We start from the raw sequence: 23,677 nt of genomic DNA, 5'->3' as shown, positions 1-23,677 counted from the left end.
TTATTTTTTGTTTCAAGATGCACTTTTGTTAATGATTCTGGTGATTATTGGGGTCGTGGCGGTCGTTGCGGGGATCATAGCGTTTATTATTTTCCGGATTCGCTACAAAACTGCCAGTTCCAATGAGGCTTTGATTGTCACAGGTCCGAAGCTTGGTGACCCGGAGAAGGATCGGAATGTCTTCCAAGATGAGAATGGGCGCTCGGTCAAAATCATTCGCGGTGGCGGGTATCGGTTGCGCATGTTCCAGACAGCAACCCCGATTGATTTGACATCATTTCAGCTTAAGGTTGATTCCGAAAAAGCGTACACGAAAGAAGGCATTCCAGTAAGGGTGGTCAGCACGGCGGTCATCAGTATCGGAAGCCAATTGGAGATTATGGCGAACTTCGCGGAGAAATTTCTCGGAAAAAAGCAAAAAGAACGCGAGGATGAATTGAAGGATGTGCTGAACGGCCATTTGCGTGCCATCATCGCATCGCTTTCCATTGAAAAAATTTATAATGATTTTAAAGAAGTCAACACGCAGGTGAAGAAAATTGCCGAATCTGATCTGAAGGGTATGGGCTTTGAAATTACATCGTTTGCGCTGAATGATGTGGAAGACGTCGATACTGAAAACGGCTATATCGATGCACTAGGCCGCCCGCATATTGCAGAGGTCCAGAAGCAGGCAAACCAGGCTGAATCCGATGCCAAAAAGGAAACCCGTATTTATCAGGCGCAGAACGATCAGGAGGCACAGGACGAAGAAAACCGTCGCCTAACAGCAATTGCCCAGTCCAAAAAAGAAAAAGACATAAAAGAAGCCGAATTCCAGAAAGAAACGAACCGCGCCAATGCCAACGCTGAACAAGCGGGGGAACTGGAAAAGCAGCGGCTCGCCCAGCAAGTAAAAGAAGAAGAATTGAAAGTTCAATACATCGAAAAGCAGCGTGCGGTGGAACTAGAAGAGGAAGAAAACAAACGCCGCCGCTCGATTGCTGATGCCGAGGCGTATAAAGTGACGAAAGAAGCCGAAGCAGAGGCAGAAAAAGAACGTATTAAAGGAGAATCGGAAGCAGAAGTCATCCGGCAGCGTGGTATCGCTGAGGCTGAGTCCAAAGAGCGCATGGCTGAGGCGATGGAAAAATACGGCGAGGCTGCGATTGTCGAGATGCTTATCAACGTCCTGCCTGAGTATGCTGAAAAAGTAGCTGCTCCAATTTCCCAGATTCAGGATATGAAAGTGATTGACATGGGCGGCAGTGATTCCCAAGGCGGCTCGTCCAAAGTGGCCAACAACGTCACCTCAACCATGCTCGGCATTCAGGAATCATTGAAGGAAACAACCGGCATGGATCTAAAAGCGATGTTAGAAAGCTATGTATCCCACGGTAATGCGAATCACTTCAGCTCGCCAAAAGAAAAATACTACCAGGAGGCATCCGCCACTAAAGGCCCGGAAGCATCGGAATCACCAGAAGATGAGGATGATACCGGGAAAGAATAACCGTTAAACGCAAGTACAATGGGCGCAATTCCTTTTGCCGGAGTTGCGTCCTTTTTACTATGAGGAAGATAGCGTATTTCAGCGCTCGTATTTTCTATGGAAGAAGGGAGGGGTGTTTGATGACGCCTGCATTATTTGGTATATTAATTGAAGACAGAGGAGCTCCACGTGAGTCTGGATGAGCAATACGTTAGCATATCGGAAGGACGTGCCAGACGTTATGAAATTGTTAGTAATACGGATCCTTTACAGACGATAAAATCACTAGTGGAAAGTGATGCGATTGAATGGAAAAAGCCGGGCACAGACTGAAAAAAGGGAAATCCGATAAAACAGGAAGGAGCTACCCACATGCCTATTTGTCAACATTGTGGTAGAAAGTGGTCTTGGAAACAAACGGTTAGAACAATATTCCGACTGAAATGTCCGTATTGCGGTCAAAAACAATACGAATCCGCATCCTCTAGAATAAGGGGAGGCGTATTCATACTTATTCCGATTGTGATGCTACCAATCACCACATGGCTAGATTTTTCAGTAGGAACAGCATTGCTTCTTGCCGTCATTACTGTCTTCATTATACTTAGTTTGTACCCGTTTGTCCTAACGTTGTCTAATGAAGAGGAACCATATTGGTGAATGGGGTTGAAGCGTGAAAGAAGCCTAAATAGCCAAATTCGCTTACAAATAATCGATAAAACTATCTAACAAGGACTGATTGCTTTGGTTAGCCTACTGGAAAACATACACGAGGCATCTGTATTGCTGCTGCTTTTGTGCTCTTTCTTCTACTACCGCCATCTGAAAAAACTAAAGCGGGAAAGAAAACTGTCTTCTTTTGAAATCACCATGTTTATCCTCACTCAGCTTGCCTATCTCCTTTGGGCAGGCAGTTATTTACTTCTTTTCTTGGATAATCATTAAACAAACAAGGGGCTGATTACGCAAGCCCCTTGTTTGTGCATGTTTATCAAGCTTCTTCCTGTTGCGTTTTGCTGGTCTTCTCCGTATCGCAACAGTCGTCTTCATTGGATGTTACTTCGTCAATTTCGACGCTGCAGCAATCTTTGTTAGATGATTTAGAGAAGAGTTTTTTCAAACCAGGTTTTTTCTCTGCCATTGGTTTCACCTCCTTTAAAGGATCATCTGTACAATTAATCCCGTCGTAACGGCAATCAATAGGATGGATAGTACAAATGTTATGACTAATTTTCTTTTAAACAATTTGCTTAATAGAACAACTTCTGGAATACTTGCTCCAGCTCCACCGATTAGAAGTGCGATAACGGAGCCAATTCCCATCCCCTTGCTTACTAAAGCGTCGCCAATCGGTAAAATGGCTTCGGCCCGAATATACATAGGAATACCTATAACCGATGCAATTGGAATCGTCCAGGGTTTGTCGCTCCCTGCGTAGGCCGCAATTAAATCTTGGGGCACGAAGTCATAAATGAATGCACCAATAAGCACACCGACAAATAAGAATGGCAACAACGGGTAAAAGAATGACCATGCGTCCTGAAGCGCCAGTTTCCATTTAGAAAGATGAGGGGTGTCGTTGGATGCTTCTCCTTTTCTAACTTTTACATGTTTTACTGCCTGTTGAAGCCCCAGCCTTTCCCAAACAATTCCGGTAAGTATGGCAAACATCCCAACGATGAAGACATAATATAGCGTTAATTTCCACCCCAGCAACGACCACAACAAGATAACGATCAACGGGTTCAATAAGGGAGAGGCCACCAAAAATGACATCGACGGTCCGAACGGTGCTTTAGATGATAATAAACCAGCTAAGATTGGTATGGTTGAACAGGAACAAAATGGTGTCAACGCACCCAACCCAGTACCATACAAGTAACCACTCCATTTATTGGGCCGATTTAATATGCGTTTGATACGATCCTCCGTAACCTTTTGCTGCAGCCAGCTTACTAAAAAGCTAACTAAAATAAATAAAACCGTTAATTCCACAAAAAGTGTAAAAAACGTTTGCAGAAATTGTATAAAGTTATTCATCATCTTCCCCCTTAATATATCAATTTAATTTGATATATGTATCAAATTTTTTTGATGTTTACACTAAAATTTTTTATTTTTTTTCTGGGTAAAAAATACAGCATAGCTCTTCTGATAACAGCCCTCTGACTTCTTGCTCATTTAAGCGGTAATAGTTCCATGTACCAATCTTTTCTCTTTCAATAAGGTTGACGTCAAGTAGTATTTTTAAGTGATAGGATAATTTTGACTGAGATAGGCCAACAATCTCCGTTAGATCACAGACGCATACCTGTCCCCTTTGATTTAATTCATACATGATTTTCAAGCGTAGTTGGTCAGACAAAGCTTTGAATGTCGCTTCATACCTTTTGAACATTTCTTGCTGCTCATCATCATTCCTATGTTGTAACATCGTCATAGGATCATCTCCTGTTCATCAACTTTATTTGATTTAATGATATTTTACGATTGGTATTTACAACTTGCAACCCATTTAATCAAATTTTTTTGATTAAATGGTTAGAACCTTCATACAACATATAAATATTGGGTTCGTATGATAAAAATGTATTAAAATTCAATGGTTATTTACTGAAGGTGGGGGTGAGAACGTAAAATTCTAGTTGTCGTGTTAAAGCATCTGCAGTAAAAAGATAAAAATTGAAATGTCCTTTACTAAGAGGAGGTTTAGTAACCCCCGCCAGTGAAGTTGACGGGGTGAAGTGGCCCTTAACGAGAAGGGCAATGTATTATTAGTTTATTCCATACTGTTTTAAATATGCAAAAAGGGAATAAATATTTATTCCCTTTTTGCAACAATGAAAATCACATATTAATGTGTGAAATGGTCCGCAACAAAGGCAGGACAATGTAAAATTGAATGCTTTCTTATAAATTTATTATAAGCCTGTATAGAGATCAGTGTCAACAAAATCTCTAGTAAATAAAACGTTATTGCAAGTCGAAAATCCATTTTAATCGACTTTGTATAGCTGTTAAATCTTGATCGGATAATTTACCCATATGTTTTCCGATCCTGATTTTGCTTATAGTTGTTATTCCTTCCGTCATGGCGGCTGAATTATAGGAAAGGAAGGGGTACTTATCCTTCATAAGGAAATAGTGTGTTCTTATTTTAGGTGCATTTTTGATGATTCCTTTTTTTGTTTTTATGCGTCTTTTTTTAAGATTCTTTGTTAAAGGGACAATCATGACATTGGTTGAAGATGAGTTAATCCTATTATTAGATAAGATTACTACAGGACGTTCCTCCCCTTGCTCAGAACCAATGTTTACACCTAATTCACACAAATGAACAGCCCCTATATCAAAATTTCTTTTTTGCTGCTTGCTTTCTTCATCGATGAAGTCTTTAGCCATTTGTGTCTTTCTAGGGAACCAGTCCTTTAATGCCTCTTCTTTTACTTGCTTTATCTTTTCTAAGTCTTTTCTCAACATTATTTCCCCCCCTTTTAAAATACTCGAACAACCAAGCATACCTCAAGGTGATGATATTTAGGCAGACGTAAAGGATGGCAAGATTCTTTGCAAAGAAAGATGAGCTAACGCTACCTGATAACGTTGATGCTAATTTCATAGAAACGGTGAATGACGTGAGTTAAAGAGTATGATAAAGTATTTATAGGTTAAAGACCGGTAATGGCTAACATCAACTACTTAACGACTAATCAAGTGATTGTCATCAATGTAATCACTTACGGCACCTGTACCATACACTTTATTCATCCTTCACATTCACCCCAAATAATCCAATCAATGCACTCGCCTGTTCCGGTGCAATGACCGCGCCGCGTAAGTCCTGCTCCCCTAGATGTATGTAACCGAATGCACACCGGCTGAGGTCGACGTTGTTGAGCGATGTACCGGTGAATTGAACGTCTTGGATGTCAGATGTGTCAAGCTGCAAATGATCTTGGGACACGTCCATAAAATTGGCCCCTTTCAATAAACATTGATCAAAATACACATCCCGTAGCTCGGCTTGATTGCACAGCAAATAAGGGGCTTGGCAGTCGGTCCACGTCACATCGCTCATGACGGCCCGGTCCAAATCAGCGCCAGCCAATTTGCAATTACGGAATGATACACGATTTAATCGTGCGCCTTGCAGCTGGACACCGGAAAGATCGCAGTTTTCAAAAATGACATCAAGCCAGTGGGAGAACGGCAAAATCGCATCGTTTAAGCGCACGTTCTGGAAATGCATTTGTTCAAACCGGACGTGTTCGGCGTGAATAGGGTCACCGGTAGCTTCCTGAATGACTCCCATCTCCAAATTGTCCTGATCGGTTAGTTTCTCTAATGTCATGGTGTCTAGCTTGTCCGGCAGATCCGGCTTTTGGATGGCTCGCTTTTTCTTGACCATGGCAACTTCCCCCTTTTTCCTGAATTATAGACGAAAATAAGACCATCGTACAGCGGATTGTTGGGTTTTCACGAGCCTTTTCACATAACAAAAGAAACGTATGACCATGGTTAGTCGTCTGAATAGATGGAGGTGTTTTCATGCGAACGTTTTGGCCAGTGACGCTAGGCATTATCGTGTTTTTGATGTTAGCCGCATGTCATGACGGAAGTAAAAATATGATTACTAATACATACGACAACCCAACCCCTGCTGACTTTTTGGAAAAAGAGGATGCTGACATTTTTTATTTTGATGGGCTGGTTTATTCCAATGCCGAGGATATCCCCTGGGTCGAGGAGCTGGAATATACACTCGGTGAAGCGTTTGGCGAAATTACGTACAAAACAGATAAAGCGATAAGGTTCAAGGGTGGAGTGGCCAGCAAACTATCTGCAGGGACGAAAATATACACAACAGATACACCGGTATACATTGCAATGGTTGACGGTCGGGAGATTCCTTATCTGGAAATGGTAGAAGGATAAGGAGATTTATTCACTTTATCGTCTGGGACGTTAGCCCGTCATAAATGTTTAAGGTGACGCGCCCGATTGAAAGTCGCGCATGCCTGAGGCGATACTCGCGCGATCTGACCGAAATTCGCGCGGCCCGAGGCGAAACTTGCGCGACCCAAGATAAAACTCGCGCGATAAACAAGAAACACGTCCCCCAGGCCAGAACTCATCGCAATGCGTAGCGACGGCGCCCCACTTAGGACGCACAGGACATCACATTCTAAGCATTCACCTTGGCTTTTTTACGAAACTTGTCCAGCAGGCGTTCAGTTTCAGCAAATTGCTCTGGTGTTTGCTGAGGCATTTGCCGTGGCTCGGCCTTGCGTTGTTTTTTCCGATCATGAAACCAATCGGGCACCACTTCACCGGATACTGGTTTTCGGACGCTTGTTAATTGACTGCCGCGAAATGTTGTTTCTTCCGCACGGGCTGCGTCTACTGTGCGGATACCGGTGTTGACCCATGCTTGTAAAATGCCTTTCACATAGTTCCAGCTTGGTTTGTTTCGTTTGATCGCTCGTTTCATTGCTTCCAGAACGAGTGATTCGCCGACGTCGTTCATCCAATGCGTTATGGAGTCCCTGATAAACGGCGGTGTGTAGCCAATATTTTCCTCGTGAAACGCAATAGCATCTGCTACTGTTGTTTTGTTTGGTTTATGTATTTGTTTATGTTTCTGTTTAACTAATGGGTCCGCCGTGTGGTTCGCACTGCGGTCCGTGTTGCAGTCCGCATTGTGGTCCGAAGAATAGTCCATGTTGCGGTCACGCCCGTGATTCGGGGCAAAATCTGCTATATTGCGGTTCACACTGTGCTCCGTGTTGTGGTCCGCATTGCAATCCGCATTATGATCCAAAGAGTAATCCATACGCTGGTTATTTTCATTATCAGCAGGCCATTCCTCCACAGGTACATCAGTACTGGGGTTCATCGTGTGTGATAGACAGGTGAGTTGATAGCTTGGGGCCTGGTTGCCTCTGCCTGGCATGTATGTAATGCAGTCTTTTTCTGTTAGTTCCTGTCGAGCGCGTTTAAAGGAGCTTTCGTTTAGACCGGATTTGAGACGCAGGACAACTCCCGCGACGGTAAACGATTTTCTCCAGCCTGTCTTGTTGTTGATGTGCAGCAATGCGTGCCAGAGAGAAATAGCGGATGATGACAGTGGACGGACGTCAAGCAGACTGTAGAAAGCGTTCAATTGTTTAATATAGTTCATAGGTATATTCCTCCTTCAAAATAGAGTGGTTCATATCTATAATCGATTGCGGAGGATGGAAAAGTGTCATGGAGAGAAAAATTTTTAATTTTTGGTGTTCGGATTATTGTGTGGACTGTGGCTGATTGGTGTATGTGTTAGACTAACTTAAGAAGGCTAATTTTATATAATTGTTTTTCAGTAATACGATGGGGCCATTTAAAGGTAAAATTGAAAGGTGATGTTAGCTTGACAATTGATAATAATGAAAAGCAAAAACGCCCCTGGTATTTAAGAAAAAGTTGGGTGTATATAATGATTCTATTGCTTTTCCCTGTAGGTGCGGTTAACGTTTTAGTGCATCGCAATTACTGGAAACTTGAGGAACGAAGAGAATATATAGGTATACTGGTTATTTTTGGCTACTTATGGGTACTGGACTTTTTACCTGATCGTTTTTCATGGCCGGGTATTTCTATAGGATTAGTAGTTCTTTTAGTTATGGGTTCATTGCAGTTGGGAAGAAATTGATGCTTATTTAGAAACAATCGGTGCGAAAACGGAACAAGGGAGGATATTTAATGAAAAAATATATGTGCTTGCCATTAGTTTTATAATTTTGTTTGCAGCATTCCAGGTTTTATCTGGATATTTAGTGACGTTTTTTTATACTCCGGATATAACGAGTGCTTGGAACCAAGCTGATAATTTATTCAATAACACTATTCTTAAGGGTGGTTCTTCTTACACTTCATTACTTATTGCATTTCTTGCAGCAACACTTGCATATTTCATTCCTAAGATATTTGTGAAAGACAGCACCCGATAAATATTCTGTGGCAGACTGCCGCAATCTGGACGCGCTTCTGTAACAAGGATTAACGCCAGATCTTGAAGAATCGGCGCCATTTAATGGAAGTAGCGAAAATAAAAGGGGTAGACAAAAATGAAAAGCAAATTAGGTGGATTTTCGACCATATTATTTTTAATTGGGCTAGTATCTTACATTGCTATTTTCTTAGGTAATGATAACTTCCTATTGGTGGGTGGAGTTATTATTTCTGCAATTGGGTTTATATTAGCATTATTTGCTGAAAAAGGTGTATATAAAAAGATTGGTCTAATTGGAAATGGTATTATATTATTTATTGCATTTGTTATTCCTTTTATAGTCACAAATTTCCTCTGGAATAGACCTTAAGAATTCCGCAAAAGAGCGCCATTCTGGAATAATTAGATGTTGTTAGAGTAAAATGTTTATGGGAGAACATATACCTCATCTTTGGTGTTGAAGTCGGAAGACTTCTACGCCAAAGATGAGGCCAGCAAGCGAAGCGCGGTAGTTTAAAGGGTGTTTTACATGAAAAAGAGGACCTTTTCTTGTATAGTTAAGTCTGCTACAACAACAACTATAGAAAGAGGTCCTCTAATGAAAGATATCATATCTGCGCTTACAATGAAAGAATTAGAACAAATTACATACCGTGCATTGCAGGAAAGTTTTTCTCAGGTGATGGCACAGACGTTACAGGAAATAGATGAGGCGATTGCTTCAGAAAGGGATAAGCAACGATTTTATTTGAAGGATAAAAGAACATTAAAGTTTGAGTCCGTCTTTGGGCAGGTGGAACTGAAAAGAAATTATTATCAAGATAAAGAGACGGGAAAGTATGTCTATTTATTGGATCAGTATTTAGCTTTTGACGGCACAAAGGGAATGAGTCCGGTGGTGCAAGATTTGGCTATTGAACTGGCTGTAACAGGCGTTTCCTATCGACAGGCTGGGAAGGCAATGGAGAAGCTTTTGGGCTACCCTGTCATCAGTCATGAAGGTATACGCCAGCAGCTTTTGAATACGGAGGTTGTGCCGGAAGAGTCAGTGCCACTCGAACAGGATGTTGTATTCGTGGAGGTGGACGGGCTTTATACGAAAAGCCAAGAGAAAAAGAAAAAAGGCAAGGAAATTAAGATTGCCAGTGTGCATCAGGGCTGGGAAATGAATGGTAAACGAGCAAAGCTGATAGAGAAGCGACATTTCATTCATGAAGGAAATCTGCCGTTCTGGGAAGAATTTGAGCAGTATCTAATGGCTACTTACGAGTATGATCCGACCAGGCACCACCTCGTTATTAATGGGGATGGAGCGAAGTGGATCACATCCTGCCGGGATCATTTCCAGCATAATGCGACCTTTGTCATCGACCGTTTTCATGTTGCCCGGGATGTGCAGCGTTTGTTTCGGGGTCATTCAAGATACCGCTCCATCCGAAAGAAACTAGCAAGCTATGACTGGGAAGGTTTCATGGTGGAATTAAACAGTGCGGTGGGTACGCTTGAAAATGAAAAGAAGGAAGAACGGCTGGAAGAGTTAATTGCCCAGCTTTCCCAATATCCAGAGGCACTGGGAGATTACCGTGAAAAACTAAAAGAGAGGGGCATAGATACAACAGGATTCCGCCCGATGGGGAGTGCAGAGGGAACGATGAGTGTGTTCGCTAGAAGGCTCAAAAACGGGCGTAGTTGGAGTGATAAAGGGCTTGATAAATTCATCGATATCATGGTTGCCCTCAAAGATAATCTGAAGATAAAAACGCTGCAGGGGATACTTGAACAGACGCAGGAATTAATACAGGAAAGCAAAGAAGAAAAGCCGCCTAAACACTTTGTAGAAAAGCTAAAAGAAAGTGCTGCAGAAGCAACACGCAACAATCTGGGTTATCTGAGGCAGGCTATCGGGAAACCAATTACAGACGCATTAAAAGGATTACGGGGAATTTGAAAAAGTAAAAAAGCACCAACTGATTAAAATGATATAAACATGAAACCGTTACCAAAAGTTGACTAAAACAATACAAAAAAGGGACTTGAAAAAAATCTCCCACAAGTACTTGACTCAATCTTAGATGTTACATATATAGTTTATCGTAACATCAAGTGGTATAATAAAATAAAATATTCATGGAAGAGGTGATTATTCTCATGAATACAGCTAAGGAACGGTTGCTTAAAATTATTGATGAAATACCTGAACAAGAAGTCGATAAGATTTTGGACTTTGCGGAGTATTTGAAAGCACATCATGAATAAACAAAAGCCACATAAAAATCTTTTTTGTCTTTTTCACAGGTGACCAGAAAGGATTGGCAGGAGAATGAGAATGTCACCTTTTCTAGAAGCATTAATACAACAATTATTGTATTAGGTTTTAAATGGCTTTATCTTCTTTTGACGCAGGTACTTCAGAACTGCAAACCTAATCTGTTCTCCAGAAACGGGCGCTCATCCATTGATGCTTCCCGCTAACCCGTCGATATTCCTCGCTTTTAGAAGATGAGGACATTGTAGAAATCGCCCACCCTTCACTTTTTTCAGCTCAAACCGTAAGCATTGAATATCCACCTAGGAATTATTAAACTTAACAGTAAGAAATTTTTGTGAAAGGGTGGTTCATAAATGGGACAGGATATACAAGGAAAAGTAGCGTACATAACCGGCGCTGGCAGTGGCATAGGGCGTGCGACTGCGCTTGAATTAGCTGCAGAAGGGGTACATGTTGGGTTGATTGCCCGTACCGAAAGCAAGCTGCAGGCCGTCGCGAAAGAAGCGAAGGCACATGGGGTGAATGTCCATTATACGCCCTGTGACATTGCTGATATGGGTAAAGTGGAGCAGGCAGCCTGCGAACTGCGGCAACATGTGGGTCCTGCTGATATCCTTATCAACAATGCCGGAATCGGTTTGAAGGGGAATTTCCTGGAACTTGATCCCCAAGATTGGAAGCACACGCTGGAAGTGAATGTCTTTGGTACGTATCATGTAACCCGAGCTGTGCTTCCGGACATGATTGAAAAAGATAAGGGCGATATCATCAACATTTCCTCCAGTAACGGGCTGAAAGGGACGGCAAAGTCAACGTCATACAGTGCGTCCAAATTCGCTGTCCAAGGCATGTCCGAGGCACTGATGCAGGAAGTGCGGCCGCATAACATTCGTGTCTTTACCATGAATCCGAGCATGGTGGCAACGGAAATGATGTATGGTGATGACCCTGATAAAAATGATAAAGACAAGTACATGCAGCCGGAAGATCTGGCGGAATATATGGTATCCCAGCTGAAATTGCATCAGCGTATTTTCATTAAACAATCACTGCAGTGGGCGACGAATCCGTTTTAAACAAAGGTCGGCTAAAACAACCCCCTCACCCTCAGGATAACAGAATACGGGTGGGGGTTATTTTCTTCATGGAACATGTCTTATTCGGTGACTTTTTGTAGTCCGCTTATATATGTTCAAATACTTGGAAGATAAATCATCCACGCTCGATTTGATAGTTTTGGACTAATATCATTGGTTATAACCAATAGCCTATACAGATTCATCTGTTTCATATATTTTTTGTTGCCATTTATGATAGCCGTAAATAATAAATGAAACACCAAACATTACTAAAAAATACTGCCATGGAGCAATATTCTCATATCTGGCTATGCCTAAAACGCCTAAGAAAGGAAGCGCGATAAACGCCATAGCTGCATCCATAATTAAATTTACAATTGTATACAGCGGAAATTTATGTGACGTCAATCGGAATATCCAAAATGTCCCTACCGCAAAAATGCCATAAACGAAACTTATATCAATCATATAACCCCATGGTACAATCCACTTATAAATAATCCACCATTTATACGTATAAGCTATTTGAAAGATAACCGTCATTAGAAAAGATGTAAAAATAGTTACAGGCATGTATCTTTTTATTGTTTTTGAGTTGGTGAAAAACAAGGTCAACCAAGGTAATATTAACGCTGCAAACAAAATTAATTTGTCGGCCATGAGACAATTCACTCCATGTAAAAAGTTAAGCTAGTTTATTGTTTTCACTTAGTGTGAATTTATTCTCTCTTTAAAAAATAAATAGACGACTAAATGTACTAGTACGACTCCTCGTTGGATACAAGCTCTATATTCGATCTTTATGTGGACTGGATAGATTATGGATTTATCCAAGCGCTTTTGGGTTTTGTTTTTATCGTTTTCTTCCTCAATAGTATCTAGGAATTAAACCTTACTTAACCCGCGGAAAGCGAAGTGTATCCGGGCCGCGGTAAGATAACAACCGTCTTTACAACGAAAATCAAGGAAAAAATACAAAGGTCGAGAGAAACTTCCCGCAAAAACTTGACTCACTCGAAAACCGCTCTCTTTTTAACAAACAACCTCTTTTCTTCTATAATGAGACAAAGAGCCATCATAATGATGGTTCTTTTGTCTTGTAGCGTGATATAGAGGAGATGAACATGGTGAGCAAGTGGCTTGGGTTTGTCGAAGCGCTGGTGGTGGCGCTTGTTGGCGTTACGATTTTTACAGTCATACATATTCCGCTCCCGTGGCTGATTGGTTCGCTCGTTATGGTAGCGGTATGGAGCTTAAGTACACAGCGGGAGCTATACTGGCCGTTTCTTTTTCGAAAAATTGCCATGATACTGCTCGGCTATTTGATTGGTACGTCATTTACAAAAGAAACACTTATTCAAATGGGGGATCATATTCCGTCAATGGTTATGGTAACGGCGCTGACGGTTGTGTTTAGCTTGCTTTTAGGAGTCGCTTTTTCCAAGCTAACGGGGCTCGATTTGCCCAGCTGCATGATTGGCAGTGTGCCTGGCGGGTTATCCCAGATTATGGTGCTTCTTGATGAGGCGAAGGGGTTGAATCCCACGGTCATCACGTTTCTGCAGACGATGCGTGTGATGGGCATTGTCATTGCCGTGCCGATTGTGACGGTGTATGTCATTGGCAGTGATCCCAATGGGGCTGCGAGTCCGGGAGCTAACGGTGGTGAAGCAAGTGCAGGCTGGCTGGAGCTTCCGATATACACCTATATACTGTATCCGTTAATTATGGTGGCAGGTGCGTGGTTGTTTAGCCGATTGCGCGTTCCTGCTGCGTTATTGCTTGGGCCAATGGTGGTAACGATAGCACTGAATGTCACAGAGATTCCGGCTCCAGCATTGCCTGTGAGCTTCATTGATCTTGCGCAGTTGTTTATCGGCGTACATATCGGCCTGCAGATGAAACCACGGGAACTACCAAACTGGAAAAAAATCATGGTCTATACATTGGTGACGATTGTTTTACTTGTGTTGTTCGGGTTCGGCCTTGGCTATGGTCTCGCCCATTTATATGAGCTCAGTTACGGCACGGCTTTGCTCAGTACAGCACCAGGCGGAATGGTCGAGATGGGGTTGACGGCAGTAGCGGTTGGCGGTGACGCGTCGGTGGTGACGAGCTATCAGCTTTTCCGATTGCTGGTGATTATTTTATTGGTCCCATTGTTTTTCAAGTGGCTGACAAAGCGGTATTCAGATGGCTGAGGTTGTATAACAGTTGCATTTTTAACAGGGGGATCTTGTATTTCCAATGAACAATGTATATAGAGATGTATGCTAAGCAAACTAAACATGCCGTAAAGTCATTTATTTCACCCATGAATATTTTAGTGTTAAAATAATTGTATAACCCAATTAAGGAGTGATCGAAATGGGGAGATTACAGGATAAGGTTGCCATTATTACAGGCGGTGCTGGTGGCATTGGCCAGGGGATGGCAACAGCTTTTGTTAAAGAAGGTGCCAAGGTTGTGATTGTGGATCTTGATGAAGAAGCCGGTCAGAAGGCAATTAAGCATTTGCAGCAGCACCAGCCGGAGTCGACATTTATTCAAGCTAATTTAGCTGAGCATGATAAACTAAAAAGTATTGTGGATCAAGTTGTGGACAAGTATGGGAAACTGGATATTCTCGTAAATAATGCACATGCATCGAAAAACAAACCTTTTTTGGAAACGACCCAAAAGGACTTGGACTTGTCGTTTGATACTGGTTTTTATCCGACATTCTACTTGATGCAGGCAGCGATTCCTCATTTACAGGAGACCAAAGGGAAAATCATCAATTTTGCATCTGGTGCCGGGATAGAAGGACATGCCAATCAAGCGGCATACGCAGCAGCAAAAGAAGCCATTCGTGCGATTACAAGGGTTACCGCCAATGAATTCGGTAAAGATGGTATTAACGTCAATCTGATTGCTCCAATTGCTAATTCACCTGGTGTACAGCAGTGGGCGAAAGAACAACCGGAATACTATCAGGAAGTTTTGGAAAACATTCCAATGCGTCGTTTCGGTGAACTGGAAGAAGATATTGGCCGTGCCGCTGTATTCCTTGCAAGTGAAGACGCTGGTTATATTACGGGGCAAACCATCAATGTCGATGGCGGCTCCATTAAATTTTAAGTGATAGGGTAATCGGATGAACGATAATATTTTTAAACTGATTCGTGCAGTTGAAATGTTCAATAATGAGACAATTGTTCGCTTCAACGAATCATACAGTCATCCAATTGGCATTTCGTCAATCCTTGTTTTGCTTGAATTGCGTGAGAAAGGGCCTAATAAGTCATCAGCTATTGCCAAAGCATTAAGTTATACTCCCGGTGCTATGACAAACATAGCGAATAAACTGATTAACGGAGGTTATGCTGTTCGTAAATACGACGAACAAGACCGGCGACAAGTGCTGCTGGCCATTACAGATCAGGGACAACAGGCATTGGTCGATGCGCAAAAGGCAGGCGAGGCATTGCATAAAGATTTGTTTGACATACTTACGCACGAGGAAATCCGGCAGTTTCAGACCATTTATGAAAAATTGCTGCATCATTTGGGAAAAGGGTATGTGTCCCCCTAATCTTAATAAAGACAGCGTCAGGAGTAAATCTTCCGGGCGCTGTCTTTTTAGATAGGAGGGTGTGTGCATAAAGTCGAGTGATCCAACAATCAAATTCCCATGTAAAGGAATCGCCTTCATGCTATACTGGCTATAAAAGGGAGGGGAAGCGAATGATCAATCAAATCAAGCATGCTATTCAGGATGATTATCCGGATGACTTTTCCCATTGTTATGGGTGCGGACGGCTCAACCAGGAAGGCTACCACTTCCGGACGGGTTGGGACGGGGACAAAACAGTGACCATTTATACACCAGAACCACAGCATACAGCGATTCCTGGCTTTGTGTACGGCGGTTTGATTGCCTCGCTGATTGACTGCCATGGTACAGGATCAGCGTCACTGGCACTGCACCGAAAACATGGACATGAGCCTGGTAGCACTCAGGAGCCGCCAAGGTTTGTGACGGCATCACTCCATGTGGATTTCGTCAAACCGACACCACAGGGGCAGACACTCAAAGCAGTCGGTACACCTGAAGAAATCCATCCAAAAAAATTTAAAATCCATACGGAAGTGTATGCAGGCGACACCGTCTGTGCGAAAGCCGTAGTGACAGCAGCCGTCATGCCAGCCGCATTTACTGCGAATAATTAGGTGCACCTAAATGTTTCCATATGGGTGGTTGGTTAAGTAGTCCGCCGACGTTAAAAAAAGAGTGCTCCCATCCTAATCCGTTGGGGGAACAACGCTTGGACGCTAAAAATCCAGGCGTCGTTCCATCACTCTTCCTTCTTTTTCTTCTTCCGCTTTTGTTTTTTATATTCTTCTTTCACCCATTCATTCATTTGATGGCTGATGCCAACCGTGCTGTCAACTTCCAAAACAAAGGCGATTCCTTTACCAGGTTTTTTCAACTCCGCATCTTCATTGATCGTCTGCAGCACTTCTTTTGTTTTACTTCGGTCGATCAACGTCAGAACCATTTCTTTTTCCGGTTCAATCATGATATTAAACAGTTTAGCTTTTTCATGGACTCCTGTACCGCGCCCATGTAGGATGGTTCCGCCTTCTGCGCCAGCTTTTCTGGTTGCATCGACTACTCTTTCCGAATCGCCTCGATTGACAATAGTAATGATTAGATCATATAACACGTTTTGCTCACTCATTGTGTCAGCAGCACCCTCCTTGACCGTTTCGGCACCTTCCCCATTCCACCCGAGCAAGTGGTTGATGCCGGCAATTTGTTTCGTATCAATAACAAAGCCAATTCCATGTCTCGGTTTATCCAAACGAACGGAATCAATAATCGCGTTCCGGACATCGCCAAAAATTTCATCGGATACAAGTGTCAGTATGACGGCACGTTCACGTTCTACCGGTATGCCGAGTACACGTTTTTTTTCATTGAGCCGGAACCCCTCTCCTAAAATGGTCGTTCCGCCTTGTGCACCGGCATTCCGTGACGCCTGGACAACCTTTTTAGCCTTATCTTTATGGACGATGGTGATCAGAAGCTTTTGCCCTTGAATCGTCACTGACATACTGACTCTTCTCCTTTCTGCTGAACAATATTCCAAGTGTCAACACAGATAATATCGGAGCCAACGCGACCATTGCAACCATTCCGAATCCGTCCAAAAGCGGATCGCGTCCCTCAATCTGCCCGGCAATTCCGGTAAACATGGCCAGCACAAACGTCGCGGTCATTGGTCCTGTCGATACGCCACCTGAGTCGAATGCAATCGATGTGAACGTTCTTGGTGAAAACCGTACCATAACAAATGCTATTATATATCCTGGAATGATAAAATACCATAGGGAAAAACCGTAAATGAGCCGTATCATAGACAGAGCAACGGATATGCCGACCCCGGTCGATAACGTGTACAGCAGCAATTTTTCCGGAATATAACCACCGGATACCTTTTCTGCCTGTTCGACCATGACAGCGACAGCAGGTTCCGCATAAATGGCAAAAAAGCCAATAACAAACCCAATCGGAATGAGGATCCATTTAAACGATAATCCGCCCAGTACATTGCCCATATGCTCACCGAACGGCATGAACCCGATATGTACCCCTTGAAGAAACAGGGAGAGTCCCGCGAAGGCCAAAACAAAACCGATACAAATATCCAGCAGTTTCCTTGGTGGTAGTTTTAAAAAAATAAAATGAAATATCGCGAATAAAATCGCGAGCGGCAGTAACGCAATGGCGACTTCCTGCATCGTCCCGAGAAACCCGCCAAATATATCAAACGTCATCCATAAATCACTCCCAAAATGAGTACGGATAGAATCGGCCCAATCGACGCCAACCCGACAAGGCCAAATCCATCACTTGAGGCTGTTTTCCCTCTGATTACTGTGGCGACACCAACCCCAAGCGCCAGCACAAACGGTACGGTCAACGGTCCTGTCGTTACCCCGCCGGAATCAAAGGAAATGGGTACGAAATACGACGGGGTAAACGCCGCAATCAAAAAGATGAGCGCATAACCGCCTGCCAGTAAATAAACAATGCTGATGTTGAAAATAATCCGTAACATGGCCAGACCTACAAAAATACCGACGCCCAGTGCGACAGCGAGGATAAGCATACTTTGTGGAATCGCCCCGCTAGAGACATTTTCAATTTGTGATGAAAGCACGCGCACATCAGGCTCCGCAATCGTTACAACCACACCAAGCAGAAAGCCAAACATGATAATGACCCATAGTTTCTTTGTTTTTGTTAGTGCTGAGCCAATCATTTCCCCAACCGGAAGCAACCCGACATTAACACCTAGTAAAAAAAGGATAAGTCCAACCCCGACAAACAGGACACCGATTAAAAATTGTATAAAAGCCTCCATCGGCAGCCATATAATTGTAAATTGCAGAAGGGTAATGACAAGTGCAATCGGAGCAATTGAATAAATAACTTCCAGCACTGTTTCCTTAATATTGTCCATGAAAAACCCCCAGAAGCCATTGGTGATTAAAAAGCAAGAAGAACGAAAAAAAGCTCTATATATAAGTATCTGCATTCATTATATCATTATGTGAAAAAAATCAGAAATAATCATCACTATTGATTGACAATTCGGAGTTAAACTGTATAAAATGAATGAAAGTCAGTCATGATAGTGAGGCGTATAAATGGATAATAAGAAAGAAAGAATCATTCAATCGGCAATAGAAGTTTTTCGTGAAAAGGGATTAGAAAAAACGAAAGTATCGGACATCGTAAAAGGCGCCGGCATTGCGCAAGGCACTTTTTATCTATATTTTTCATCAAAACTATCGGTCATGCTTTCCATTGCAGAGGTGATGACAGAAAAAATACTGGTGGAAATAGAGGCAAAAGTGCAAGAAGAATCATCTCTGTCTTTGAAACTCGAACAAGTTGTCGATACTGTGTTTGCTATCACAAGGGAATACCGTGATATCTTTGCACTTACATATGCAGGACTTGCATCTGTTGAGTATAGGCAAGAATGGGAAGCCATTTATGAACCTTATTACGATTGGTTAAGTGCTGAACTGGAGAATGCGAAAGCAGCCGGTGTCATCCGACAGTCATTAAACCCAAAGCGAACAGCTGAAATTTTAATCGGATTGATTGAGGATGCCGCAGAACAAACATACATGTATACCCGCCAGGACGAGCGGACAGCGGCTTTAAAGAAAAAAGAAGTATTGGATTTTGCAGGGCATGCTCTCGGATTAGAGTGACCGGGTGTTATGTCCCTTCTTCATCTAATGCCAATGTGACTGATTATCAGTCACTAAAAAGGAGGGGCTTTTGAATGAAACGAGCTTGGATATTCGTTGTAATTTTATGTTTGCTTGAATTGTGTTGGGTATATGGTTTAAATATTGCAACAAGCTGGTGGCATTATATAGGGGTCTTTTTGATTATGTTGACGGATCTGGAATGCTTCCGCAAGGCCTGTAAAGAACTGCCGACTGGTACCGTTTATGCCATTTTTGCATCGGCGGGGACGGCTGGTATTGCATTAATGGATGTTATTTTATTTGATGCAAGTTTAGGCGTAGCAAAATTATCTTTCATCTTTCTTTTAGTTGCGGGCGTTGTTGGTTTGCAGCTTGCTGACAGAAAGGTGGAAAAACAGGCGAAAGAAGGTGTTAACTGATGGGATGGCTATTCATTTTGGTTGCATCAGTATTTGAAATCATTGGTGTAATAGGCCTGCAATTTGCCAGTCAGAATCGGTCAATTAGAAATGTTTTGATGTATATCGGCGGATTCGGGGGATCGGTCGCTATGCTTAATCTCTCATTTGCTTATTTACAGGTTACTATTGCTTATGCAGTTTGGGTTGGTATAGGAACAGCAGGCGCGGTGTTGCTTAGCATCTTCTTTTTCGGGGAGTCAGGCAATTGGTCTCGCATTTGCAGTCTTGCAGTCATTATTGTTGGCGTAGTCGGGCTAAAAGCAGTTTCGTAAATCGCGCGGCCGGGGTCGAAAGTCGCGCGGCCCCAGGCCAAACTCGCGCGAAAATCAGGAAAGTCGCGCGGCTCGAAACTCGCGCGAAAACGAGAAAACCCGCGCGGCCCGGCCCGAAAGTCGCGCGGTCCTCAATCCAGTTTTACCCGAGTCCATTTTGTGCAAGTGCACGCTACAATGATAGCTGATTCATTAGTGCCGTTTATTAAGCCATAGTACGCCGGATTTGGCCAGGCGCGGAATGTAGCCGACAACGGATTGGGACATCATCTCTCCGAATCCTTCTGAACTACCTAGAGAGCCAAGTGTTCCTTTCAACTTTAATTTGCCGGGTTCTTTTGGCTTTTCCCCTTTTAAAACGGCATACAATACTTCAGCGATTTGTTCTCCTTGCTGTCTGGCGAGTTGCGCACTTGGTGAATGCTCCGAGGCCGCACAGTCACCGACAACATAAACGTGTGGCTCTTCAGGCACCTGATAAAAGTTATTGATTACAATTTTGTCTTGTTCATCTTTTTTATACGGCAGTTCACGTACCAGATAGTTCGGGCGCACACCAGCCGTCCAGATGGTAACGTCGTTTACGTAACAGACCCCGTTATTGCAAACACCGTCTTTTTCAACATACTCGACGTTTGCCTCGTGAAGTACTTCCACGTCATTTTTCATGAACCAGTCTTCCACGTAATTTTGAATTTTACGGTCAAATGCCTTTAATACGGATTTCCCGCGGTCAAGCAGCCTAATATTTAAATCTGGTCTGCTTTCTCGTATTTCCGCTGCCACTTCAATACCACTAAGACCAGCGCCGACAATCGTGGCTTTTCCGTATGCATTTAAGTTACCGATTGCCATTCCTGTATGGCGTGCCCGATGAAATGTTTGGATGCTTTCGGTATAATCTGCTGCACCTTCAACACCATGGTAATTGTCTTCGCACCCAAGACCAATTACTAAATAGTCATAAGCTGCTGGTTCACTACGATCTTGAAATAGAATTTGTTTGTTTTCCGTGTCGATTTTGGTGATTTCTGCATAGATATAGTTGACTTTGTCGTGTTCCGGGAACTCCATGCGCACATTTTTGTCAGCGGATGTACCGGCAGCTATAGTGTAAAATTCTGTTTTAATGGAATGGTATGGATTGCGGTCAATCACCGTAATATGCACATCTTCAGGTAAATCCTCTTCAATCAGATTTTGGACGATGTTGACACCGCCATACCCACCACCAAGGATAACAACATTTCTCATGACGAAAACCCCTTATGTATATGATTATTGCTTGATCACCCGTTAAGTTTTAAACCTTCCCCTTACTGTTAAGATTACCAAAACTGTCGCTGGAAAACTAGGAAAACATAGGAATTGTTATTTTATTTGTGGTAATGATAAAGTAATTTTATAACTAGAGGGGGAGGATGTCTTATCATGGACCGCTTAACGTTTGGTTCTCTGTTTGATGTGGTTGGGGAACTTTTTTCTGATGAAATATCTATCGCTGTTTCGGATACAGCGGAATACGTTTATTACCGTCCGAGTAAACGGATTGATTTAAAAATTAGACCAGGCGATCCTGTCATTGCAGGGACGATTGCCTATAAAGCATTGCACACCGAGCAAAAGGTTTCTGAATTTATTGACCGCAGTGTGTTCGGGGTGCCATATCATGGGATGGCTGTTCCGTTTTATCAATTGGGCAAGCTTCAAGGGTGCGTTACCGCTATCTATCCAGTTATGACTGAGGGCAAATCGGTTGTCACGGTGAAAACGGCCGATGGATGGAAGCCAATCCCGTTTCATGATGTTGTCTATTTGGAAGCAAAAGACCGGAAGACACACGTATATGCAGATGAATTTACCGGCACAACGAAACGTGCACTGCAGGAGTATGAATACTCTCTGCCGCATGAGACATTCATACGTTGCCACCGGTCGTTTATCGTTAATGTACATCATATTGCAGATATTTACCCAGACACCCACTCGACATTTCTGTTAGCAATGGATAATGGCTCCCAAGTTCCGGTAAGTCAATCGTATTCCAGCTATTTCCGAAAATTGCTCGGGTTTTAGTGAGTGAAAGGTCCATACCTAATCAGCAAACCTCGGGGGTAGTGCGCATTCTCTTAATCTGCAAGTTACACCAAATACGCATTCACATTCAGTCGTGATATATCTGTTGTTTGCACAAATATTCTGTCTCATACATTTAAATTACCGCTCTATCGTAAATATAGCTGTTTTCTACATAAAACACCAAAAACCTATGCGTAATACGTTAGAATAGTCTTAAAATAATTACGAAAGGGGTTTCATCATGACAGCTAAACTTGATCGTATTCATGACGAAGACCTCCGTGGCCGTGTTGTATCAGCGGAAAATGCTGCCTCATGGATTACGGATGGCATGACGCTGGGGATGAGCGGGTTCACACGTGCGGGCGACGTGAAAGCGGTACCAACTGCACTTGTCAATAGGGCAGCGCACGAACAATTCAAAGTAAACGTATTTACCGGAGCATCGCTTGGTTCAGATATTGATAAAATGTTTGCCGAGGCAGGAATTATCAATAAGCGTCTACCGTTTCAAGCGGATCCTGTTATGCGTAAAAAAATTAATCAAGGCGAGTTCATGTTTGTCGACCACCATTTATCACATACTTCAGAATGGATTCGGCACGAGGTGATTGAAACAATTGATTATGCTATTTTGGAAGCGATTTCGATAAAAGAGGATGGGACGATTATTCCATCTACATCCATCGGTAATTCACTCGTATTTGCCGAGCATGCGAAAAATATTATCGTTGAAATTAATACCGCCCAGCCTGAGTTGTTGGAGGGGGTACATGATTTGTATAGCCCAGCCAAACAAGGTGAGCGCCGGCCGATTCCACTGACAAAGCCGGAAGATCGTATTGGTGAACAAGGGATTAAGGTTGACACATCGAAAATAAAGGGAATTGTGTTCACGCATCAAGAGGATTCACCATCAACAATTACTCAGCCTGATGAAGAGACGAAAATCATGGCTGATCACTTACTTGACTTTTTGCGGGACGAAGTGAAATCCGGTCGCCTAACAGAGGAGCTTGCACCGATTCAATCTGGGATCGGTTCGGTTGCTAATGCCGTATTACATGGTATGGTCGATTCGGAGTTTGAACATCTGCAAGTCTATTCTGAAGTTTTGCAGGATGCTGTATTTGACTTGATGGATGCAGGAAAGGTTGACTTTGCTTCTTGCTGTTCGATTACGCTGTCGGAGGAAAGAATGAAGCAAGTCTTTTCCCAGTTCGAAAACTACCGTGACAAATTGGTCATGCGCCCGCAGGAGATTTCTAACCATCCGGAAATCATTCGCCGACTTGGACTCATTTCTATTAATACAGCGTTGGAGTTTGACATTTATGGAAACGTCAACTCTACACACGTATCCGGTACGAAAATGATGAATGGTATTGGCGGCTCGGGTGACTTCGCTCGTAATGCTAAATTAGCAATATTTGTCACGAAATCGATTGCGAAAGACGGAGACATCTCCAGCATCGTTCCGTTCGCCTCCCATATCGATCACACGGAACATGATGTGGATGTCGTCGTCACAGAGCAAGGGTATGCAGACCTGCGCGGGTTGGCACCAAGAGAGCGCGTACCGCAAATTATCGAAAACTGTGCCCACCCAATGTACCGGGAACAGCTTTGGAATTACTATCTTGAAGCACTTGAGCATGGCGGCCAGACACCACACGTTCTAGAAAAAGCCTTTTCCTGGCACACAAACTATGCCAAAAATGGCACGATGCAAGAACGTACTTTAGAAACGGTTTAAGTTTCATTAAATTCGTATATA

General features: G+C 42.9%; 29 protein-coding genes. 18 read left to right on the top strand and 11 right to left on the bottom strand.

What is annotated here, in order from left to right; all coding sequences use genetic code 11:
* Positions 1–7: 7 nt before the first annotated feature.
* The 4 genes from FFL34_RS08565 (at position 8) to FFL34_RS18605 (ending at position 2,416) form a co-directional block, all read left to right on the top strand.
* The gene (locus FFL34_RS08565) at positions 8–1,492 is read left to right on the top strand and encodes a flotillin family protein (RefSeq protein ID WP_138603081.1); all 1,485 of its coding nucleotides are present in this window, start codon (positions 8–10) and stop codon (positions 1,490–1,492) included.
* A gap of 168 nt (positions 1,493–1,660) precedes the next feature.
* On the top strand, positions 1,661–1,804 hold the full coding sequence (locus FFL34_RS18235) for a hypothetical protein (RefSeq protein ID WP_171046335.1): 144 nt from the start codon (positions 1,661–1,663) through the stop codon (positions 1,802–1,804).
* 39 nt (positions 1,805–1,843) lie between these two features.
* Positions 1,844–2,131, top strand: a complete 288-nt coding sequence (locus FFL34_RS08560; RefSeq protein WP_138603080.1) for a TIGR04104 family putative zinc finger protein — start codon at positions 1,844–1,846, stop codon at positions 2,129–2,131.
* Between the two features lie 75 nt (positions 2,132–2,206).
* Positions 2,207–2,416 (top strand): hypothetical protein, encoded by a 210-nt coding sequence (locus tag FFL34_RS18605; protein ID WP_407656615.1) that lies wholly within the window; start codon positions 2,207–2,209, stop codon positions 2,414–2,416.
* A gap of 46 nt (positions 2,417–2,462) precedes the next feature.
* On the opposite strand, the gene FFL34_RS18230 is transcribed toward FFL34_RS18605, so the two are convergent.
* The 5 genes from FFL34_RS18230 to FFL34_RS08535 all read right to left on the bottom strand — a co-directional run bounded on the left by FFL34_RS18230 (position 2,463) and on the right by FFL34_RS08535 (position 5,879).
* Positions 2,463–2,612 (bottom strand): hypothetical protein, encoded by a 150-nt coding sequence (locus tag FFL34_RS18230; protein WP_171046334.1) that lies wholly within the window; start codon positions 2,610–2,612, stop codon positions 2,463–2,465.
* 14 nt (positions 2,613–2,626) lie between these two features.
* Positions 2,627–3,514, bottom strand: coding sequence for a permease (locus tag FFL34_RS08550; RefSeq protein ID WP_138603078.1), 888 nt, complete (start codon positions 3,512–3,514; stop codon positions 2,627–2,629).
* Between the two features lie 70 nt (positions 3,515–3,584).
* Positions 3,585–3,911, bottom strand: a complete 327-nt coding sequence (locus tag FFL34_RS08545) for an ArsR/SmtB family transcription factor (RefSeq protein ID WP_411712404.1) — start codon at positions 3,909–3,911, stop codon at positions 3,585–3,587.
* Positions 3,912–4,444: 533 nt separating this feature from the next.
* Positions 4,445–4,951, bottom strand: coding sequence for a type II toxin-antitoxin system PemK/MazF family toxin (locus FFL34_RS08540; RefSeq protein ID WP_171046333.1), 507 nt, complete (start codon positions 4,949–4,951; stop codon positions 4,445–4,447).
* Positions 4,952–5,231: 280 nt separating this feature from the next.
* Positions 5,232–5,879: a pentapeptide repeat-containing protein gene (locus tag FFL34_RS08535; protein ID WP_138603076.1), complete on the bottom strand. Its 648-nt coding sequence runs from the start codon at positions 5,877–5,879 to the stop codon at positions 5,232–5,234.
* 140 nt (positions 5,880–6,019) lie between these two features.
* Between FFL34_RS08535 and FFL34_RS08530 the strand changes: the two genes are divergently transcribed.
* Entirely contained in the window at positions 6,020–6,406 is a 387-nt protein-coding gene (locus tag FFL34_RS08530; RefSeq protein WP_138603075.1) for a hypothetical protein, read from the top strand.
* A gap of 250 nt (positions 6,407–6,656) precedes the next feature.
* Here FFL34_RS08530 and FFL34_RS08525 read toward each other — a convergent pair whose 3' ends face one another.
* Entirely contained in the window at positions 6,657–7,652 is a 996-nt protein-coding gene (locus FFL34_RS08525) for a DnaD domain-containing protein (protein WP_138603074.1), read from the bottom strand.
* Between the two features lie 228 nt (positions 7,653–7,880).
* Between FFL34_RS08525 and FFL34_RS08520 the strand changes: the two genes are divergently transcribed.
* From FFL34_RS08520 to FFL34_RS08495, 4 genes are all read left to right on the top strand, one after another.
* Entirely contained in the window at positions 7,881–8,162 is a 282-nt protein-coding gene (locus FFL34_RS08520) for a hypothetical protein (RefSeq protein WP_138603073.1), read from the top strand.
* A 415-nt stretch (positions 8,163–8,577) separates the two neighbouring features.
* Positions 8,578–8,832 carry a hypothetical protein gene (locus FFL34_RS08510; protein ID WP_138603072.1) on the top strand — a complete coding sequence of 85 codons (255 nt, stop codon included), beginning with the start codon at positions 8,578–8,580 and terminating at the stop codon, positions 8,830–8,832.
* Between the two features lie 228 nt (positions 8,833–9,060).
* Positions 9,061–10,410, top strand: coding sequence for an ISLre2 family transposase (locus tag FFL34_RS08505; protein ID WP_234031459.1), 1,350 nt, complete (start codon positions 9,061–9,063; stop codon positions 10,408–10,410).
* A gap of 674 nt (positions 10,411–11,084) precedes the next feature.
* Complete coding sequence (locus FFL34_RS08495; RefSeq protein ID WP_138603071.1) at positions 11,085–11,807, top strand: 3-ketoacyl-ACP reductase; 723 nt, start codon at positions 11,085–11,087, stop codon at positions 11,805–11,807.
* A gap of 192 nt (positions 11,808–11,999) precedes the next feature.
* On the opposite strand, the gene FFL34_RS08490 is transcribed toward FFL34_RS08495, so the two are convergent.
* The gene (locus FFL34_RS08490; protein ID WP_138603070.1) at positions 12,000–12,470 is read right to left on the bottom strand and encodes a hypothetical protein; all 471 of its coding nucleotides are present in this window, start codon (positions 12,468–12,470) and stop codon (positions 12,000–12,002) included.
* Positions 12,471–12,934: 464 nt separating this feature from the next.
* Here FFL34_RS08490 and FFL34_RS08485 point away from each other — a divergent pair, with 464 nt between their 5' ends.
* From FFL34_RS08485 to FFL34_RS08470, 4 genes are all read left to right on the top strand, one after another.
* Positions 12,935–14,011, top strand: coding sequence for an AbrB family transcriptional regulator (locus FFL34_RS08485; protein WP_176961201.1), 1,077 nt, complete (start codon positions 12,935–12,937; stop codon positions 14,009–14,011).
* A gap of 166 nt (positions 14,012–14,177) precedes the next feature.
* Entirely contained in the window at positions 14,178–14,930 is a 753-nt protein-coding gene (locus FFL34_RS08480; protein WP_138603068.1) for an SDR family NAD(P)-dependent oxidoreductase, read from the top strand.
* A gap of 16 nt (positions 14,931–14,946) precedes the next feature.
* A complete protein-coding gene (locus tag FFL34_RS08475; RefSeq protein WP_138603067.1) occupies positions 14,947–15,384 on the top strand; it encodes a MarR family winged helix-turn-helix transcriptional regulator in 438 nt (145 codons plus the stop codon).
* Positions 15,385–15,536: 152 nt separating this feature from the next.
* Positions 15,537–16,022 (top strand): PaaI family thioesterase, encoded by a 486-nt coding sequence (locus tag FFL34_RS08470; protein WP_138603066.1) that lies wholly within the window; start codon positions 15,537–15,539, stop codon positions 16,020–16,022.
* Positions 16,023–16,147: 125 nt separating this feature from the next.
* Here the strand turns inward: FFL34_RS08470 and FFL34_RS08465 are convergent, their stop codons facing one another.
* Genes FFL34_RS08465 through FFL34_RS08455 form a run of 3 tightly spaced genes read right to left on the bottom strand, consistent with a single transcriptional unit; the run spans position 16,148 to position 18,322 of the window.
* On the bottom strand, positions 16,148–16,909 hold the full coding sequence (locus FFL34_RS08465; RefSeq protein WP_138603065.1) for a P-II family nitrogen regulator: 762 nt from the start codon (positions 16,907–16,909) through the stop codon (positions 16,148–16,150).
* Complete coding sequence (locus tag FFL34_RS08460; protein ID WP_138603064.1) at positions 16,860–17,633, bottom strand: DUF1538 domain-containing protein; 774 nt, start codon at positions 17,631–17,633, stop codon at positions 16,860–16,862. Before FFL34_RS08460 ends, FFL34_RS08465 begins: the two co-directional genes overlap by 50 nt.
* Positions 17,630–18,322, bottom strand: a complete 693-nt coding sequence (locus tag FFL34_RS08455; protein ID WP_138603063.1) for a DUF1538 domain-containing protein — start codon at positions 18,320–18,322, stop codon at positions 17,630–17,632. Before FFL34_RS08455 ends, FFL34_RS08460 begins: the two co-directional genes overlap by 4 nt.
* 187 nt (positions 18,323–18,509) lie before the next feature.
* Between FFL34_RS08455 and FFL34_RS08450 the strand changes: the two genes are divergently transcribed.
* The 3 genes from FFL34_RS08450 to FFL34_RS08440 all read left to right on the top strand — a co-directional run bounded on the left by FFL34_RS08450 (position 18,510) and on the right by FFL34_RS08440 (position 19,821).
* The gene (locus tag FFL34_RS08450) at positions 18,510–19,085 is read left to right on the top strand and encodes a TetR family transcriptional regulator (RefSeq protein ID WP_138603062.1); all 576 of its coding nucleotides are present in this window, start codon (positions 18,510–18,512) and stop codon (positions 19,083–19,085) included.
* A gap of 74 nt (positions 19,086–19,159) precedes the next feature.
* Positions 19,160–19,507 (top strand): DMT family transporter, encoded by a 348-nt coding sequence (locus tag FFL34_RS08445; protein ID WP_138603061.1) that lies wholly within the window; start codon positions 19,160–19,162, stop codon positions 19,505–19,507.
* Positions 19,507–19,821: a DMT family transporter gene (locus FFL34_RS08440; RefSeq protein WP_138603060.1), complete on the top strand. Its 315-nt coding sequence runs from the start codon at positions 19,507–19,509 to the stop codon at positions 19,819–19,821. The genes FFL34_RS08445 and FFL34_RS08440 overlap by 1 nt, the downstream gene beginning before the upstream one ends.
* Positions 19,822–20,013: 192 nt before the next feature.
* On the opposite strand, the gene FFL34_RS08435 is transcribed toward FFL34_RS08440, so the two are convergent.
* Positions 20,014–21,075, bottom strand: coding sequence for an NAD(P)/FAD-dependent oxidoreductase (locus FFL34_RS08435; RefSeq protein WP_138603059.1), 1,062 nt, complete (start codon positions 21,073–21,075; stop codon positions 20,014–20,016).
* Between the two features lie 177 nt (positions 21,076–21,252).
* Between FFL34_RS08435 and FFL34_RS08430 the strand changes: the two genes are divergently transcribed.
* The gene (locus tag FFL34_RS08430) at positions 21,253–21,897 is read left to right on the top strand and encodes a LytTR family DNA-binding domain-containing protein (RefSeq protein ID WP_138603058.1); all 645 of its coding nucleotides are present in this window, start codon (positions 21,253–21,255) and stop codon (positions 21,895–21,897) included.
* A gap of 244 nt (positions 21,898–22,141) precedes the next feature.
* The gene (locus FFL34_RS08425; protein WP_138603057.1) at positions 22,142–23,656 is read left to right on the top strand and encodes an acetyl-CoA hydrolase/transferase family protein; all 1,515 of its coding nucleotides are present in this window, start codon (positions 22,142–22,144) and stop codon (positions 23,654–23,656) included.
* Positions 23,657–23,677 lie beyond the last annotated feature (21 nt).

Origin of the sequence: Lentibacillus cibarius (assembly GCF_005887555.1) — a bacterium.
GTDB classification, from domain to species: Bacteria; Bacillota; Bacilli; order Bacillales; family Amphibacillaceae; genus Lentibacillus; species Lentibacillus cibarius.
The sequence above is the reverse complement of the archived record's forward strand: the minus strand, read 5'-3'. Positions and strand labels throughout refer to the sequence as shown.

Excerpts from the sequence above, each read along its gene's own strand:
- FFL34_RS08560 (WP_138603080.1), top strand. The coding sequence starts at position 1,844 with ATGCCTATTTGTCAACATTGTGGTAGAAAGTGGTCTTGGAAACAAACG.
- FFL34_RS18230 (WP_171046334.1), bottom strand. The coding sequence starts at position 2,612 with ATGGCAGAGAAAAAACCTGGTTTGAAAAAACTCTTCTCTAAATCATCT.
- FFL34_RS08550 (WP_138603078.1), bottom strand. The coding sequence starts at position 3,514 with ATGATGAATAACTTTATACAATTTCTGCAAACGTTTTTTACACTTTTT.
- FFL34_RS08545 (WP_411712404.1), bottom strand. The coding sequence starts at position 3,911 with ATGACGATGTTACAACATAGGAATGATGATGAGCAGCAAGAAATGTTC.
- FFL34_RS08540 (WP_171046333.1), bottom strand. The coding sequence starts at position 4,951 with ATGTTGAGAAAAGACTTAGAAAAGATAAAGCAAGTAAAAGAAGAGGCA.
- FFL34_RS08535 (WP_138603076.1), bottom strand. The coding sequence starts at position 5,879 with ATGGTCAAGAAAAAGCGAGCCATCCAAAAGCCGGATCTGCCGGACAAG.
- FFL34_RS08530 (WP_138603075.1), top strand. The coding sequence starts at position 6,020 with ATGCGAACGTTTTGGCCAGTGACGCTAGGCATTATCGTGTTTTTGATG.
- FFL34_RS08525 (WP_138603074.1), bottom strand. The coding sequence starts at position 7,652 with ATGAACTATATTAAACAATTGAACGCTTTCTACAGTCTGCTTGACGTC.
- FFL34_RS08510 (WP_138603072.1), top strand. The coding sequence starts at position 8,578 with ATGAAAAGCAAATTAGGTGGATTTTCGACCATATTATTTTTAATTGGG.
- FFL34_RS08505 (WP_234031459.1), top strand. The coding sequence starts at position 9,061 with ATGAAAGATATCATATCTGCGCTTACAATGAAAGAATTAGAACAAATT.
- FFL34_RS08495 (WP_138603071.1), top strand. The coding sequence starts at position 11,085 with ATGGGACAGGATATACAAGGAAAAGTAGCGTACATAACCGGCGCTGGC.
- FFL34_RS08490 (WP_138603070.1), bottom strand. The coding sequence starts at position 12,470 with ATGGCCGACAAATTAATTTTGTTTGCAGCGTTAATATTACCTTGGTTG.
- FFL34_RS08485 (WP_176961201.1), top strand. The coding sequence starts at position 12,935 with ATGGTGAGCAAGTGGCTTGGGTTTGTCGAAGCGCTGGTGGTGGCGCTT.
- FFL34_RS08480 (WP_138603068.1), top strand. The coding sequence starts at position 14,178 with ATGGGGAGATTACAGGATAAGGTTGCCATTATTACAGGCGGTGCTGGT.
- FFL34_RS08475 (WP_138603067.1), top strand. The coding sequence starts at position 14,947 with ATGAACGATAATATTTTTAAACTGATTCGTGCAGTTGAAATGTTCAAT.
- FFL34_RS08470 (WP_138603066.1), top strand. The coding sequence starts at position 15,537 with ATGATCAATCAAATCAAGCATGCTATTCAGGATGATTATCCGGATGAC.
- FFL34_RS08465 (WP_138603065.1), bottom strand. The coding sequence starts at position 16,909 with ATGTCAGTGACGATTCAAGGGCAAAAGCTTCTGATCACCATCGTCCAT.
- FFL34_RS08460 (WP_138603064.1), bottom strand. The coding sequence starts at position 17,633 with ATGACGTTTGATATATTTGGCGGGTTTCTCGGGACGATGCAGGAAGTC.
- FFL34_RS08455 (WP_138603063.1), bottom strand. The coding sequence starts at position 18,322 with ATGGACAATATTAAGGAAACAGTGCTGGAAGTTATTTATTCAATTGCT.
- FFL34_RS08450 (WP_138603062.1), top strand. The coding sequence starts at position 18,510 with ATGGATAATAAGAAAGAAAGAATCATTCAATCGGCAATAGAAGTTTTT.
- FFL34_RS08445 (WP_138603061.1), top strand. The coding sequence starts at position 19,160 with ATGAAACGAGCTTGGATATTCGTTGTAATTTTATGTTTGCTTGAATTG.
- FFL34_RS08440 (WP_138603060.1), top strand. The coding sequence starts at position 19,507 with ATGGGATGGCTATTCATTTTGGTTGCATCAGTATTTGAAATCATTGGT.
- FFL34_RS08435 (WP_138603059.1), bottom strand. The coding sequence starts at position 21,075 with ATGAGAAATGTTGTTATCCTTGGTGGTGGGTATGGCGGTGTCAACATC.
- FFL34_RS08430 (WP_138603058.1), top strand. The coding sequence starts at position 21,253 with ATGGACCGCTTAACGTTTGGTTCTCTGTTTGATGTGGTTGGGGAACTT.
- FFL34_RS08425 (WP_138603057.1), top strand. The coding sequence starts at position 22,142 with ATGACAGCTAAACTTGATCGTATTCATGACGAAGACCTCCGTGGCCGT.